The sequence below is a fragment of the Mesorhizobium sp. L48C026A00 genome (genome assembly GCF_000502375.1).
Taxonomy (GTDB): Bacteria; Pseudomonadota; Alphaproteobacteria; order Rhizobiales; family Rhizobiaceae; genus Mesorhizobium; species Mesorhizobium muleiense.
In genome coordinates this window covers 65,204-78,687 of the sequence record NZ_AYWU01000016.1, presented here as the reverse complement: position 1 = coordinate 78,687, position 13,484 = coordinate 65,204, and the positions used below count along the sequence as shown (strand labels likewise).

General features: G+C 60.4%; 12 protein-coding genes and 1 pseudogene. 3 read left to right on the top strand and 10 right to left on the bottom strand.

The genetic code is table 11. From position 1 onward, the window contains the following. Positions 1-53: 53 nt before the first annotated feature. The 5 genes from ccoP to X738_RS65935 all read right to left on the bottom strand — a co-directional run bounded on the left by ccoP (position 54) and on the right by X738_RS65935 (position 4,788). The gene (ccoP, locus tag X738_RS65955; RefSeq protein ID WP_023800954.1) at positions 54-917 is read right to left on the bottom strand and encodes a cytochrome-c oxidase, cbb3-type subunit III; all 864 of its coding nucleotides are present in this window, start codon (positions 915-917) and stop codon (positions 54-56) included. 2 nt (positions 918-919) lie between these two features. Next, entirely contained in the window at positions 920-1,069 is a 150-nt protein-coding gene (locus X738_RS65950) for a cbb3-type cytochrome c oxidase subunit 3 (protein WP_023800953.1), read from the bottom strand. An 11-nt stretch (positions 1,070-1,080) separates the two neighbouring features. Continuing rightward, the gene (ccoO, locus tag X738_RS65945) at positions 1,081-1,812 is read right to left on the bottom strand and encodes a cytochrome-c oxidase, cbb3-type subunit II (protein ID WP_023800952.1); all 732 of its coding nucleotides are present in this window, start codon (positions 1,810-1,812) and stop codon (positions 1,081-1,083) included. Continuing rightward, positions 1,803-3,434 carry a cytochrome-c oxidase, cbb3-type subunit I gene (ccoN, locus tag X738_RS65940; protein WP_023800951.1) on the bottom strand — a complete coding sequence of 544 codons (1,632 nt, stop codon included), beginning with the start codon at positions 3,432-3,434 and terminating at the stop codon, positions 1,803-1,805. The genes ccoO and ccoN overlap by 10 nt, the downstream gene beginning before the upstream one ends. 607 nt (positions 3,435-4,041) lie before the next feature. Then, positions 4,042-4,788: a Crp/Fnr family transcriptional regulator gene (locus tag X738_RS65935; protein WP_031255605.1), complete on the bottom strand. Its 747-nt coding sequence runs from the start codon at positions 4,786-4,788 to the stop codon at positions 4,042-4,044. Positions 4,789-4,944: 156 nt separating this feature from the next. Here X738_RS65935 and hemN point away from each other — a divergent pair, with 156 nt between their 5' ends. Then, positions 4,945-6,294 carry an oxygen-independent coproporphyrinogen III oxidase gene (gene hemN / locus X738_RS65930; protein ID WP_031255602.1) on the top strand — a complete coding sequence of 450 codons (1,350 nt, stop codon included), beginning with the start codon at positions 4,945-4,947 and terminating at the stop codon, positions 6,292-6,294. Between the two features lie 763 nt (positions 6,295-7,057). Here hemN and X738_RS65925 read toward each other — a convergent pair. The 4 genes and pseudogenes from X738_RS65925 to queC form a co-directional block, all read right to left on the bottom strand. Beyond that, positions 7,058-8,445 (bottom strand): annotated as a pseudogene (locus X738_RS65925) (dicarboxylate/amino acid:cation symporter). Positions 8,446-8,810: 365 nt separating this feature from the next. Continuing rightward, positions 8,811-9,545, bottom strand: coding sequence for a 7-carboxy-7-deazaguanine synthase QueE (gene queE, locus X738_RS65920; RefSeq protein WP_023800944.1), 735 nt, complete (start codon positions 9,543-9,545; stop codon positions 8,811-8,813). After that, entirely contained in the window at positions 9,542-9,898 is a 357-nt protein-coding gene (gene queD / locus X738_RS65915; protein WP_023800943.1) for a 6-carboxytetrahydropterin synthase QueD, read from the bottom strand. Before queD ends, queE begins: the two co-directional genes overlap by 4 nt. Next, a complete protein-coding gene (gene queC, locus X738_RS65910; protein WP_031255601.1) occupies positions 9,898-10,596 on the bottom strand; it encodes a 7-cyano-7-deazaguanine synthase QueC in 699 nt (232 codons plus the stop codon). The genes queD and queC overlap by 1 nt, the downstream gene beginning before the upstream one ends. A gap of 922 nt (positions 10,597-11,518) precedes the next feature. On the opposite strand from queC, the gene X738_RS65905 reads away from it, so the two are divergent. Together X738_RS65905 and X738_RS84960 are read left to right on the top strand one after the other, a co-directional pair. Further along, positions 11,519-11,908 carry a hypothetical protein gene (locus tag X738_RS65905; protein ID WP_023800940.1) on the top strand — a complete coding sequence of 130 codons (390 nt, stop codon included), beginning with the start codon at positions 11,519-11,521 and terminating at the stop codon, positions 11,906-11,908. 238 nt (positions 11,909-12,146) lie between these two features. Beyond that, positions 12,147-12,329 (top strand): hypothetical protein, encoded by a 183-nt coding sequence (locus tag X738_RS84960; protein WP_023800938.1) that lies wholly within the window; start codon positions 12,147-12,149, stop codon positions 12,327-12,329. 747 nt (positions 12,330-13,076) lie between these two features. Here X738_RS84960 and X738_RS65900 read toward each other — a convergent pair. Then, a complete protein-coding gene (locus X738_RS65900) occupies positions 13,077-13,292 on the bottom strand; it encodes a helix-turn-helix domain-containing protein (RefSeq protein WP_245277737.1) in 216 nt (71 codons plus the stop codon). Positions 13,293-13,484 lie beyond the last annotated feature (192 nt).

Sequence of the window (13,484 nt, the reverse complement as noted above, 5' to 3'; positions counted from 1 at the left end):
GCCGGGCCTCGTCGCTTGGCGGTGAGGGGGAGGACGAGAATAGGCTTGCGTTCCTATTCTCCGCCACCAAGCGAATGGACATAGACCGCGAGTTCCTTGGCCTTGATCTCGCCCAGACGCCCGATCCAGGCCGGCATGACGCCGTGCTTCGGCGCGCGGACCTGCGCGGCGATGGCTGTTTCGCCAGACCCGTAAAGCCAGATCGCGTCGGTCAGGTCGGGTGCGCCGAGCTCCCTGTTGCCCTTTGCACTCTCACCATGACAGGTGGCACAATTCTCGGCGAAAACATTGGCGCCGGCTTCGATCAGGCTGGTGTCCTGAACAGGACCGGAGAGGCTGGCGACATAGGCGCCGACCTGCTTGATTTGATCCGTCGTGATGATGTCACGAAAAGCAGGCATTTCCGACAGGCGCGTATCCGGGTCTGATGCGAAGCGGATGCCGTGCGCAATCGTCTGCTGGATCTGTTCGGCGTTGCCACCCCAGAGCCAATCGTCGTCGTTTAGGTTGGGAAAACCCTTGGACCCTTGAGCGCCCGAGCCATGGCACTGCACGCAATTGACCTTGAACGCGGCGCCACCTGCGGCGACGGCGAATTCGCGTAGCGTATCGTCGGCAGCAATCTCGGAGACCGTCTTCGCCTGAATGGCAGCGACATATTTGCCCTTGGCCACTTCGGCCGCCGCCAGTTCATTCTTGACGTCTTTGCGGCTCGAATACCCCAGCACACCCCTGGTCGCGGAAGTCAGCATCGGCCATGCCGGATAGGCGACGGTGTAGCCGATCGCCCAGGCAATGGTGATGTAGAAGGTGATGACCCACCAGCGCGGAAGCGGGTTGTTGAGTTCCTTGATGCCGTCCCACTCATGCCCGGTCGTCGAGATGCCCGAAACCTCGTCGATATGCTCGCTGCCCATGATCAGTCGTCCTTGAGAGGAATGTGAGCGGCTCTCTCGGCTTGCCTGCGGCTGCCGGGACGAAGTGCAAAGGCAACGCATCCGACGAAGAAAAGCGCCATGACAAGCAGGCCCCAGCTGTCGGCAAACTCCCGCATGAAATTGTAGGTCATCGCCATTCTCCTCAGCGGTAACCGGCGGCTTCGTCATAGGTCCTGAAATCGACCAGCGTGCCGAGCATCTGGAGATAGGCGACCAGCGCATCCATTTCGGTGACCTGCTGCGGATCGCCGTCGAAGTCGCCAAGCTTGGCCTTCGGATAGCGTCTCTCCAGGCCCGATGTGTCGGCGTTGGGATCAGCCTGCGCCATGAGATCGGCATTGGCATGAGCGATCATGTCGTCTGAATAGGGCACACCGACACGGCTGTTGCTGATCAGATGCGTCGAGAAATCCTTCACCTCGATTGGCATGTCCTTCAGGAAGGCATAACTCGGCATGATCGATTCCGGCACCACCGAACGCGGCTCGGTGAGATGCTGGACGTGCCATCCGTTCGAGTAGCGGTCGCCGACCCGGACGAGATCGGGCCCCGTGCGCTTGGAGCCCCATTGGAACGGGTGGTCGTACATCGACTCGGCCGCCAGGCTGTAGTGGCCGTAGCGCTCGACCTCATCGCGGAACGGCCTGATCATCTGGCTGTGACAGAGGTAGCAGCCCTCGCGCACATAGATGTTGCGTCCGGCGAGTTCGAGCGGCGAATAAGGTCGCATGCCTTCGACCTTCTCGATGGTGTTGTCGAGATAGAAGAGCGGCGCGATCTCGACGATACCGCCGATTGTTACGACCAGCAGGGACCCGAGGAGAAGCAGTGTGGCGTTCTTCTCGATGACCGCGTGTCTGTCCATCAAGCCCATTTTCTGGCTCCTGATCGCACAGGCTGGAGGGCGGGGATGGAGCGCGGCATCGGATCCTCCTCGCGCTGGTAGCCGAGGATGGTCATGGCGATGTTCCAGGCCATGATGAGGGCGCCCGACAGATACATCGCGCCGCCGATGGCACGCATGATGTAGTAGGGATGCATGGCGGCGACGGTTTCGGCGAACGAATAGACCAGGAAGCCCTGCTCGTCGTACTCGCGCCACATCAGGCCCTGCATGATGCCGGACACCCACATGACAGCGGCGTAGACGACGATCCCAAGCGTCGCCAGCCAGAAGTGCCAGGTGACGAGCCGCAGCGAATAGAGCCGTTCACGGTTCCAAAGCTTCGGCACCATGTAGTAGATCGCGCCGAACGATATCATGCCGACCCAGCCGAGTGCGCCGGAATGGACGTGGCCGATGGTCCAGTCGGTATAGTGGCTGAGCGAATTGACTGTCTTGATCGCCATCATCGGGCCTTCGAAGGTCGACATGCCGTAGAAGGCGACGGCCATCACCATCATGCGGATGATCGGGTCGGTCCGGATCTTGTCCCAGGCGCCGGATAGCGTCATTAGGCCGTTGATCATGCCGCCCCATGACGGCATCCAGAGCATGATCGAGAACACCATTCCGAGCGTCTGCGCCCAATCAGGGAGTGCGGTGTAGTGGAGATGGTGCGGCCCGGCCCAGATGTAGAGGAAGATCAGCGCCCAGAAGTGGATGATCGAAAGGCGGTAGGAATAGACCGGCCGGTTCGCCTGCTTGGGCACGAAATAGTACATCATGCCGAGGAACCCGGCGGTGAGGAAGAAGCCGACGGCATTGTGGCCGTACCACCATTGCGTCAGGGCGTCCTGTACGCCGGAGAAGGCTGAATAGCTCTTGGAGCCCAGGAAGGAGACCGGCATCGACAGGTTGTTGATCACATGCAGCATCGCGATGGTCACGATGAAGGCAAGGTAGAACCAGTTGGCGACATAGATGTGCGGTTCCTTGCGCTTTAGGATCGTGCCGAGGAACAGGATGAGATAGGCGACCCAGACAATGGTCAGCCAGATGTCGACGTACCATTCAGGCTCGGCATATTCGCGGCTTTCGGTGATGCCAAGCAGGTAGCCGGTCGCGGCCATGACGATGAAGAGCTGATAGCCCCAGAACACGAACCAGGCGAGGTTGCCGCCGAACAGACGCGCGCGGCAGGTGCGCTGCACCACATAGAGAGACGTGCAAATCAGCGCGTTGCCGCCGAAAGCGAACACAACACCGGATGTGTGCAGCGGCCGCAGTCGGCCGAAATTGAACCAGGGCTGGATGTTGAGATCCGGGTAGGCGAGCTGCAGGGCGATGACCACACCGACCAGCATGCCGACGACGCCCCAGAATACGGTGGCGATGGCACCGTAGCGGATCGGCCCATCCATGTAAGCGGCGGGTTCGATCGGAACTGCCGGCTTGAACTCCGTGTTGCGCAACAGAATCGCAGTGAAGCCAGCCACGGCGAAGAACAAAACCCACATATGCTGGCGAAAGGGTTCATCTACGCCGAAGCCGGCGGCCACCAAAGCCGCGAATGCGAACAGGCTTAGAAGGACGATCTCTTTGCCGAATTTCATCGCAAGTCCCGATTTCCAATTCCCGCGGACGCCAAACCGCGGTGCCTTAATTGCGCAGCCGTGGCCTGCTCGCCCTGATCCATGTCAGAGCCGCACGATTTTGCTTCGGGCGGCATCGAGTTCGGTGCGATGAGACTGGGGCGATCGAACGTGGAAACGCAGCACCGGCGGCCACGCTTATGGACAGGTCCGGCGTCCCCGGGGCCGGGCCGGGTGGAGGCGAGTGCGGGCTTGTGAGGAAGCGCGCCTTCTGTGACGCTGGAAAGTAGGCCGATGCCTTGCCGAACGTCGATCGTTTCAATGCCTTGGGACAGCCAGCGACAGCGTTGCGCTGCCTTCGTGACGTTCATGGTTCGGGGAGACGGTGATTTTCCCCTGCGTATGAGGCGTACTAACCTCGGCCGAGTGCAATCCTGCCTCGAACAGCCGGTTCCACGTCGAGCACCTCGAGAATGAATGCTTCGCCGACGAGTTGGCCGAAACGCACCTGGCTCATGCGATTGGATGGAGAGCGGGCTGTCGCTACGCGGCTTCTTCTAAGCCCAACGCGAGCAATGCCCTGCCCCGAACGAAGTAAGCGACGCAGGCCAAGCAGCTTCGGTGTCATTCAAACGGCGGTTGCGCCTCGGCCGCCGCAGCGCCGTTCCAGCCGGCTCATACTATCCACGGTGACACGGCGGTTGTTCTCGATCCGGATGACGCCGTCCATTCTCAGTCCAGTCAGCTGACGGCTCACGGTCTCGTTTGTAATTCCAAGGAAATCAGAGATGTCGGCACGCGTCATCGGCAGCTCGAAGCACGCCGACCTGGCCGCCGGGTCAACACTGGAATCGATGTTCCGGGCGATCATGAGGAGAAAGCTCGCCACCTTCTCCGGTGCGGTCTTGCGCCCCAGAGTCACCATCCATTCGCGTGCCTCGTCGAGTTCGTTCAGCGTCTGCTTGAGCAGGCGATGCACAAATTCCGGTGATTCCTTCATCATCCGTTCGATGGCCGCTCTCGGAAACGAGCACAGCGAGACAGCTGTTGCCGCTTCCGCATTGATCGCGCTTTTCACCTTGAAGGGCCGTCCCAGAAAATCCGGCGCGAACTGGAGGCCGACGATCTGCTGGCGGCCGTCCGAAAGGCTCTTCGTCAGCTTCACCACGCCTGAAAGCACGTTTGAATAGCTGTCGACCGCCTCGGCGTCGCCGATCAGTTCGACCCCCGGCTCGATTTTGTGCCGCGACGACGTCTTGGCGAGCCGAGCCAAATGGTCTGGTTCGAGCGCACCGCAGACGCCGCGGTGCCGTGCCTCGCAAGACAGGCAAAGAACGGGAATGCCGGAAGTGTGAATGTCCTGCCGTAATGTCATTCGATCGCTCTACCGGTCCCAAGTGCCGGCAGGATAGCAATCTGCGGTAGAAAAATCCTTGCGGCAGTTTGTCCGTGCTGAAGGTTGACCGAAATCAGGGCTTTGCCTCATCAAGGCGTCCAGGGTTCCGGCGACGCAAAGACGGTGGACCACGACATGCGACCGGAGCTAGCTGCCAGACTTGGCGAGAATGTCCCGCGCTATACCAGTTATCCGACCGCGCCGCATTTCCATACGGGGGTCGATGCTGTCGTCTACCGAGGCTGGTTGGAGGCGCTCGAAGGCGGTGACGAGATATCGCTTTACCTGCATATTCCCTATTGCGACAGGCTCTGCTGGTTCTGCGCGTGCCATACCAAACAGACGCGCCACTATGAGCCGGTGGCCGCTTATCTGCGCTCGCTGTGTGCGGAGATCGCGACGGTTGGCGGCCTTGTCAGCGGCAAGGGCCGAGTTCGCGCAGTTCATTTCGGGGGCGGTTCGCCGACGATGCTGAGGCCCGAGGACATGCTGACACTGGGCACGGTGCTGCGGGACAATTTCGATTTTCTCGGCGATGCGAAGGTCAGCGTCGAGATCGATCCGAACGATACGGACGAAGCCCGCCTTGATGCGCTTGCCGAAATCGGCATGACGCGGGCGAGCCTCGGCGTGCAGGATTTCGATCCGAAAGTGCAAAAGGCGATCAACCGCGAGCAAAGCTTTTTGCAGACCAAGGCAGTCGTCGACCAAGTTCGTTCCCGCGGAGTGGATTCCGTGAACCTTGATCTGCTCTACGGCCTGCCGCATCAAACCAGGGAGAGCCTGTGTTCCACCGTGGCGCAGGCGCTCACCCTGGAACCGGACAGGATGGCGCTGTTCGGCTACGCTCACGTGCCCTGGTTCAAGAAACATCAGACGATGATCGACGAGGCATGGCTCCCCGGTCCCACGGAGCGGTTCGCTCAATCGCGACTTGCCGCGCGAGCGATTGTGGACGAGGGCTATGAATCAATCGGGCTCGACCATTTCGCAAAGCCGGGCGACGCGTTGGCGGTAGCGGCCCGCGCGGGCGCTTTGCACCGCAATTTTCAGGGCTACACGGACGATCGCTGCGAGACATTGATCGGACTTGGCCCTTCGTCGATCAGCCGTTTTCGCCAGGGCTACGTGCAGAACATGCCTTCGACCGGCGAGTACGGCCGCATGGTTGCAGACGGCAGGTTGGCGGCTGTGCGCGGCATCGTGCTCTGCGACGACGATCGCGCCCGGGGCTGGATCATCGAGCGGCTGATGTGCGATTTCGCCTTCTCGGCGATCGACCTGGTGGAGAGCTTCGGGCAAGCCGGCCAAAGGCTCCTGCTTCAGGCAAGCTCCATCGCCCTTAAGGATCCTGCTCAACTGCTTGAACTGCAAGGCGACAGTTTCGTCGTGCCGGCGGCAAATCGCCCCTTCGTGAGGAGCATTGCGGTGAAGTTCGATAAATATTTCGAAACTGGAACGGCCAGGCACTCAGCGACGGTCTGAGCGCCGCACAGGAACGGTCACGGTTTTCAGTCGATCGTGAACCGATTGCGCTACATTTTTGACTCTTCATATGCGACCGTCGCGTCAAGATAGGATTTCAGAACGGACCAGATGCGAAGGTCTTTGGCATAGCGACGATGTCGTCCGGTCGTGCCTTTCGGCGCCGTATTCCATTTCGATGTGCCTCAAGCGCCACGTCGAGTCCGGCCTCTTTTTCTGTATCGGAAGCAGTCGCCAATCGTCTTTGCCGGCTCCAAGATCGGGGTCTCGACCTTGTCGATAACATGCCGCTCGATGCCCACCGACATTGCGTTACCTCGAAACGAATGATTCGATCGTCGGATAGGACATGGCATCGCGCTATCGCAACCCAGATGTGACCAGCATCTGGAGCGTAAGCTCGTGGTACTGGAGTGAGGTAGGCAAATAACGCCCCTATGACAGCTTTTTCCGCCAGACCATGCGCCGGTTTGATGTTCTCATCGGTCCGATCGGGCGACAAGGCCGGCAGTTAAGACATGGGTCGGGCTCCAATTAGCGGTGAACGGCCGGGCAGCAACGGTGCCTTTGGCGTCAAAGTGGGTCATCGCTTTTGCCCAGCAGTTCCCCGAGCACGGGACGTTGCCGGGCTCTATTGGTGCCGATGCCAGCGGACGGTTCCTCTACTGCGGCTTTGCGCCCTGCCCCCAATGCTGAGCGGCGTTCGCGCGAGCTGGCCAGCCGCGACCGCCCTTAGACTAGCCACGCCGGACGACTTGATCCTTCACCACCAAAGCGCCGGCGCCGAGGGTCCGCTCGCGAGGGCCTCTGCCGGTCGAACTTCATCCGGCTCGCCCTCCGCGGGCGACGACGAGCGTTCCCACTGCGTTGCTGAGCAGATTCGTCAGCGCACGGCATGCGAACATGAAGTCGTCGACACTAAGGATCAGCGTCAAGCCGACGAAAGGGGCGGTCGGGACGACAAAGAGCGTTACAGCCAACGTGACGAAGCCTGCACCGGTAATGCGGTCTGCTCCTTTCGAAGGGAGCATGGCGAAAAGAAGCAGCAGGATACTACCGCCGATCGAGAGATCCGTGTTCGTCGCCTGCGCGATGAAGAGGGCCGCCAGCGTCATGTAGATGTTGGTGCCGTCCAGATTGAACGAATATCCGCCCGGGATGACGAGGCCCACGACCGAACGCCTGGCGCCCGCCTTCTCCATCTTCTCCATGAGCGAGGGCAGCGCGGCCTCCGAGGAGGACGGTGCGAGCACAAGCAGCAGCTCTTCCTTCATGTAGCGAATGAGAGAACAGATCGAAAAGCCGTTGTAGCGGCAGACCGCACCGAGAACCCCGAACACGAAGAGCAAGGCGGTGAAATAGAACGTCGCGACCAGCATCGCGAGGTTCACGACCGAACCGATGCCATATTTGCCGATCGTGAAGGCCATTGCGCCGAAAGCGCCGATCGGCGCGGCCTTCATCAGAATGCCGACGAGCTTGAAGACAGGGGCGATGAGCGCCTGAAGGAAGGAGACGACAGGCTTGCCCGTCTCTCCGACCATCGCCAGCGCCATGCCGAACAGAACCGAGAAGAACAGCACCTGCAGGATGTCGCCTTCCGCGAAGGCACCGACAATCGTTGACNGCCATGCCGAACAGAACCGAGAAGAACAGCACCTGCAGGATGTCGCCTTCCGCGAAGGCACCGACAATCGTTGACGGGATGATGTTCATCAGGAAGCCGGTGACCGACTGCTCGTGCGCCTTTGCGGCATAGGTATTCACGGCCTGGACATCGAGCGAGGCCGGACCGACGTTGAGGCCGGCGCCGGGCTGGACGACATTGGCGACGATGAGGCCGACGATCAGCGCGAGCGTCGAGAAGGTGAGGAAATAGACCATCGCCTTGCCGGCGACCCGGCCGACCTTGTGAAGATCGTTCATGCCGGCAATGCCGGTCGCAATTGTCAGGAANATGACAGGCGCGATGATCATCTTGACCAGCTTGATGAAGGCATCACCCAGCGGCTTCAGGCTCTCGCCGGTCCCCGGATAGAAATAGCCAATTGCGACGCCGAGGGCGATGGCGGCAAGCACCTGCGCGTAAAGCTTGGCACAGAAGGGTTTGCGGGGCGCGGGACTCGCGCCGCAGACTTGTGCGGGTGACACTGTTTCTCTCCCTGATCGGATCGAGGTGGGTTCCGACCTTCCCGGGCTCCTCCCCATCGCGGGGCTCCGGCCGAACGCTGCACCAACGCCGCCGCAAGCCGTGCCAAACCGCGGCGGCGCGAGAAACGCGCAGGCCCTCTCACGCCGTGCTTCTGCGGATTTCTGCACTCGCCGCTGGCGCGTGCCCTTCATCGAAAGAAGGGCCGACTGTCGGGGATTGGAGGTCGCTCTGGGCGTTACACGCAGCCTGGCAGCCGCTGGAGGCCGTCGACACAAGCTCTTTGCCTCAGGTGACTGCGATCGGCATCCAGATGGTCGAGATCTTGTATGGCTATGCCCAAGGCCGTCGCCCCAGCGGGCGCAGGCTAGACGCCTCTCTTGTTACCCCAGAGCATTACGTGCAGCTGCGGCAGCACGCGGGCTTCGAACCACCTGTCGCGGGTCACCTTTTCAATCAGCCACTCCATGCGTTTGATTATTCCTTCCAGGTCGACGGACGCGTCTTCGTTGCCAGCACGTGGCGGCGTGTGATTGCCGGGTTGCAGATAGACCGGAAGTCGCGGAAATCTCGCGGCGGCGTCTTTCGCGTAGGCGTAGTCACTTTCGTCGAAAACAACGAGCTTGAGCACGATTTGCGGCTTCTCCTGCGCCGCTTCGACGCACGCCGCGACAGCGGCCCAATCGGTCCTCATTTCGCTTGACGGCGGCTTCGGGCTGAGGACCAGCACGTCAAGGTCGGCAAACCAGTCCCTGACCACGGAACCTTGGGTTTCCAGCGCAAAACGGTAACCTTCATCATGGCCTCGCTCGATGAGCGCACGAAACGGCTGAATGGCAGGATTGCCGCCTGACAGTGACACCATCACTGGCCGGCCACCGGAAAGCGCAACGACGGTTTGCCACACCGTGTCGACTGACATCATCTCCCATTCATAGCGGAATTGATTATCCACCGCATGGAGGCTGTCACACCACGAACAGCGATAGTCACACCCGCCGGTTCTGATGAAGACAGTCGGCAAACCAATGAGCACGCCCTCGCCCTGGATCGTCGGCCCGAAAATCTCGCTGACGCGAATTGCCGGATGCGTATGGGTCATGGCCGGTACTCCGCCCAGGTTTTCGGCGTTTCGCTGACCCGCACGGCCGAGGTCTCGGGCAGGCGTGCCTTGCACCATCCATAGAAATGTCTGGCCAGACATTCCGCCGTGACTTGCTCATGCCCCAGCACCTCGTTGAGATGTCGGTGGTCGAAGCTCTCGTCGATATAGCGTTTGAGCGGCGCCAGATCATGATAGTCGCGCACGAAGCCGTGCTCGTTCAGTTCCTTCGCCGAAAGCTCTACTTCAACGATGTAGTTATGCCCGTGCAGGCGCGCGCATTGGTGCTCGGGCGGCAAAGAGGTGAGCTGATGCGAGGCCGAGAAGTGGAATTCCTTAGTGATGCGGAACATTACACGATCATCCTGCGCAGCGCGTCGAGCCAAAAGTCGGAGTCGTCGTAGTCGGTGGGGTCCGGGTGCCCTGCAAGATGAAACGCCTCGCGCCGCTCGACGCAGGTCCCGCACCGTCCACAGTGACGCTCGCCGCCCTTGTAGCAGGACCAGGTCTCCGCAAATGGTGTGCCGTATCTTGCTCCATCCTCAACGATGTCCGCCTTCGTGAGGTTCACATAAGGCGCATAAAGGCGAATGTTCGCGTAGCCGTCGAGCGCGCGGTCTTGCATGATCTGGAAACTGTCGATGAAGGCCGGGCGGCAATCGGGATAGATGAAATGATCCCCACCATGCACGGCCGTCGCAACCGCTTCGGACTTCTGCGCGGCGGCGAGACCGAAGGCAATTGCCAACATGATGGCGTTCCGGTTCGGCACCACCGTGACCTTCATCGTGTCTTCGGCGTAGTGGCCGTCCGGCACGTCCACATGATCGGTCAGCGCGGAGCCCGAAAGGCCGCGGCCGATTTCGCGGATGTCGATGATGCGGTGCGGGACGCTCAGACGCTCCGCGCAAAGGCCGGCGAAGCCCAATTCCTTCCTGTGCCGTTGGCCGTAATCGAAAGATAGGAGGCCGGTGAGCTCGTGCTCCGCCGCCAGCTTGTGAGCAAGGGAAACGGAGTCCATTCCGCCGGAGCAGATGACGAGAGTCTTCATCGTTGGGGGTCCCTGTTTTGGCCGGGTAGGCTGCGACCGGAGATTTCTCTGCGCTCCCAGTACTCCAGGGAGTCTGTTTTGTGAACCGGGGGGCGAGTTTGATGCGCTGACGTGCGCTGTGCGCAGGCGCCGTCAGGCAGGTTCCCAAGCCTGAAAGAAGGCACGGACTAACGAAAAGATACTGTTCGGTAAATGTTCAAACCCAGGCATAACCAGAATGCGCTGAAGGAGGAGTTGCCCGACTTCGGAGACAAGGTTCTCGACGCTTTGATCGATCGCCTGGTGGTCCCGAGCTCGAGAGACGTCTGGCGAGCTTTCCTTTTCAACACTGCTTCTCCGATCTGCCGACTAGCCTGAGGGAACCATCTCTAGCCGTTCGAGCCGATGCAGAGCCGAGTGTTCCTTGCAAAATCCGGAATTGTGCTCCATGATAGTAAGGGCCGCATCGCAATTCGCACGGCCATCGCCAGCCCGTCGAGCTCCGCCCACCACCAAGCCCGACGGTGCGGTCACAAGGGGCCAAGCCGAACCGTCAAATCCTCATAGACTCAGAATCGCGATCTCCACTCCGCGGGTTCCTTCCCTGTAGGCCTCCGGACGCCGGCCCGGAGCCGCGGCACCTCAGTAGAGGGCCGGCATCCGAACCCCATCTCTTCGACCTAGCAAATCTGCCTTCGAGAAGCGGACGCTTGCCGCATCGATTGCGAAGCAGAGAAGGAAGGAACGGAGTTCGTTAGCGGCCGTCGAGCAGAAGCCCAACTTTATTAACAGCCCGCACCTTCCGCTTCAGGCGGTTCGAATCGGAGCACGCCGTCTGTCAGTGGCAAGACCGGCAAACCCTGAATGATCGGTCGTGAGCCGACATGTGTGAACAAGCGGTGTGGTCGATTGCAATCACCCATGTGTTGCGCGCAGGTACCTTATGGCAGTGGATGAACTGGATTTGATTATTTTACAGATGGCGGTCGAAAGCGTCCGCTCGCTGTCCTTAAGCTTCGCTGAAAAGGCCGCCGAGGTAGCCACCAGGAGCCGCGGCATCCTGCTTTTCGAAGTGCGGATCGACGGTGACGCGGAGGTCCAGCGGGTCGCAGCCATCCGATATCAGAGCGACCAGATCGGCGTGCTTGCGTTGGACAGACAGGGCCTTGTTACCCACCATTGCATCGTCAACGGTTCGTTCTCACATTTCATCGCGCCCTTGGAGAACTGGCACAGCATGCCCCTGTCGATGCAGGCCAAGGTCGATGCCAACGCCCATGCCAGTCTCTTCCTAGGGGCATTGCGAAATGCCGGATATATGTCGGGCAGTTAGCATTTGGCTAGAATGCATCTGTGAATTTTTGCATGCGCATGTCGGCCGACCGACAGCATGATTGTCGTGCTCGAAAACAGCTGCGGCGATCGCGGCAAAGCGATCGCCGCGATGATGGCGATGAACGCGTGGGCGTTGCATCGATGCGCGATACAGAGGTCTCCGCCTGGCATCGAGCAACGTGCACGGAGGTATGCAAAGCGCAAATGCATCAAGTAGTTGAAGGGACAAGCCCCTCATGCAAATGGAGCTTGCGCTGCCGCTGTCCTCCCATCGCGCCGCCGAACTCGGGGGCGTGACGATCGATCACGATGCCTATTTTTGCAAAGTCGAATGTCCCGATTCCGAAGCCAAGGAAAAAGCTCCGACCACAGCGAAGATTAGTAACAACACGGGCGACGCAAGCCGCCTTGCCCTCTAGCAGAGGAGGTGCTTGCGGTGCTCTCACCGACACGAGATCGCAAATGGCACGTCGGTGAGCACCAGAACTGGCGACACCCATGGTGATCGGCTTGACTCGCTGGAGGAAGCACAAGGCCTCGGCGGGCAGAGGCGCAAGCGACGGTCGAACACTGGCTGGCTGCTCGGGATCTGATCGAAGCGTAGTCGGACAAGGAAGCGGCGTTGTGCTACCTCGATGTTCCTAGAAGCGCGCCGGCAGCCTGGGCGGGGGGCTTGGGGTTAGACCGCCGGCGCACGCCACTCATGAAGAGCGGCCCCTTTTCGCGGTTCGGACACCCATAGTCAACCCGGCAGCGTCTTGGATGCCCGCTGTGCTCTTTTCAGAGCGGCGCGCGATGCCGGCCATGTCGGCCGATCCTGCCTAGGATGGTGGGCCACTCTCGTCGGCCGAGTTGATGCTCCAGCCAGTATCGCCTTGCCGACCAGCATGAGTTCGCCGTTAGCAATCCATCGTCGCGAGCCGATGCTATCGTGCACGTGTCGCAGCACTCCGGGCGGCAATATCGCCTAAGACAGCATAACGAAGCGTTCCAACTTCCTGTTCGGCGAGCCCGTGTGCAGTTCCTGAATCGGACAGTGGACGAGAATTCTCTTGGCAATACTGCGCCAGAAGGCATTCGCGTCCAGCGCAATCAAGCGACGACTATCAGCCGCAAACTTCACATCACAAGAGCGGTCTTCCACCCATTGCAGAGTAGCCGACTGATCAGGCGGCGTGCGATATGTCCGACTCTGCCTCAAGGATTCCCACAGGTATGGACAGCGATCTCGCTATCCGATTCCGATAGCCCTTGTTGTACCTTAGACCCCGCTCGATGTTTTGGATTTCCTGAGCGGCAAGCCCGCACGCCACCGCGAGGTCCTCGATTGAATACCCAAGGTGCTCACGATAAGCGCGGATGATGTGGGTCCCCTGCGACATAGCCGTCAAGACTGGCTTGGGAATGCGCGAATCCTTCATAAACATCTCCAAGAAGATGGGAGCGCCTGATAAATCGGGAGATTTCCTCCCCGACCCTGGCGCACACCTAGCAAATCAAAAAAATGGACGTCCATTCGGCCGGACCGGCCTCATCCATGGAATGGGCCACTTGAAATTGGCAGCCGGGTCGGA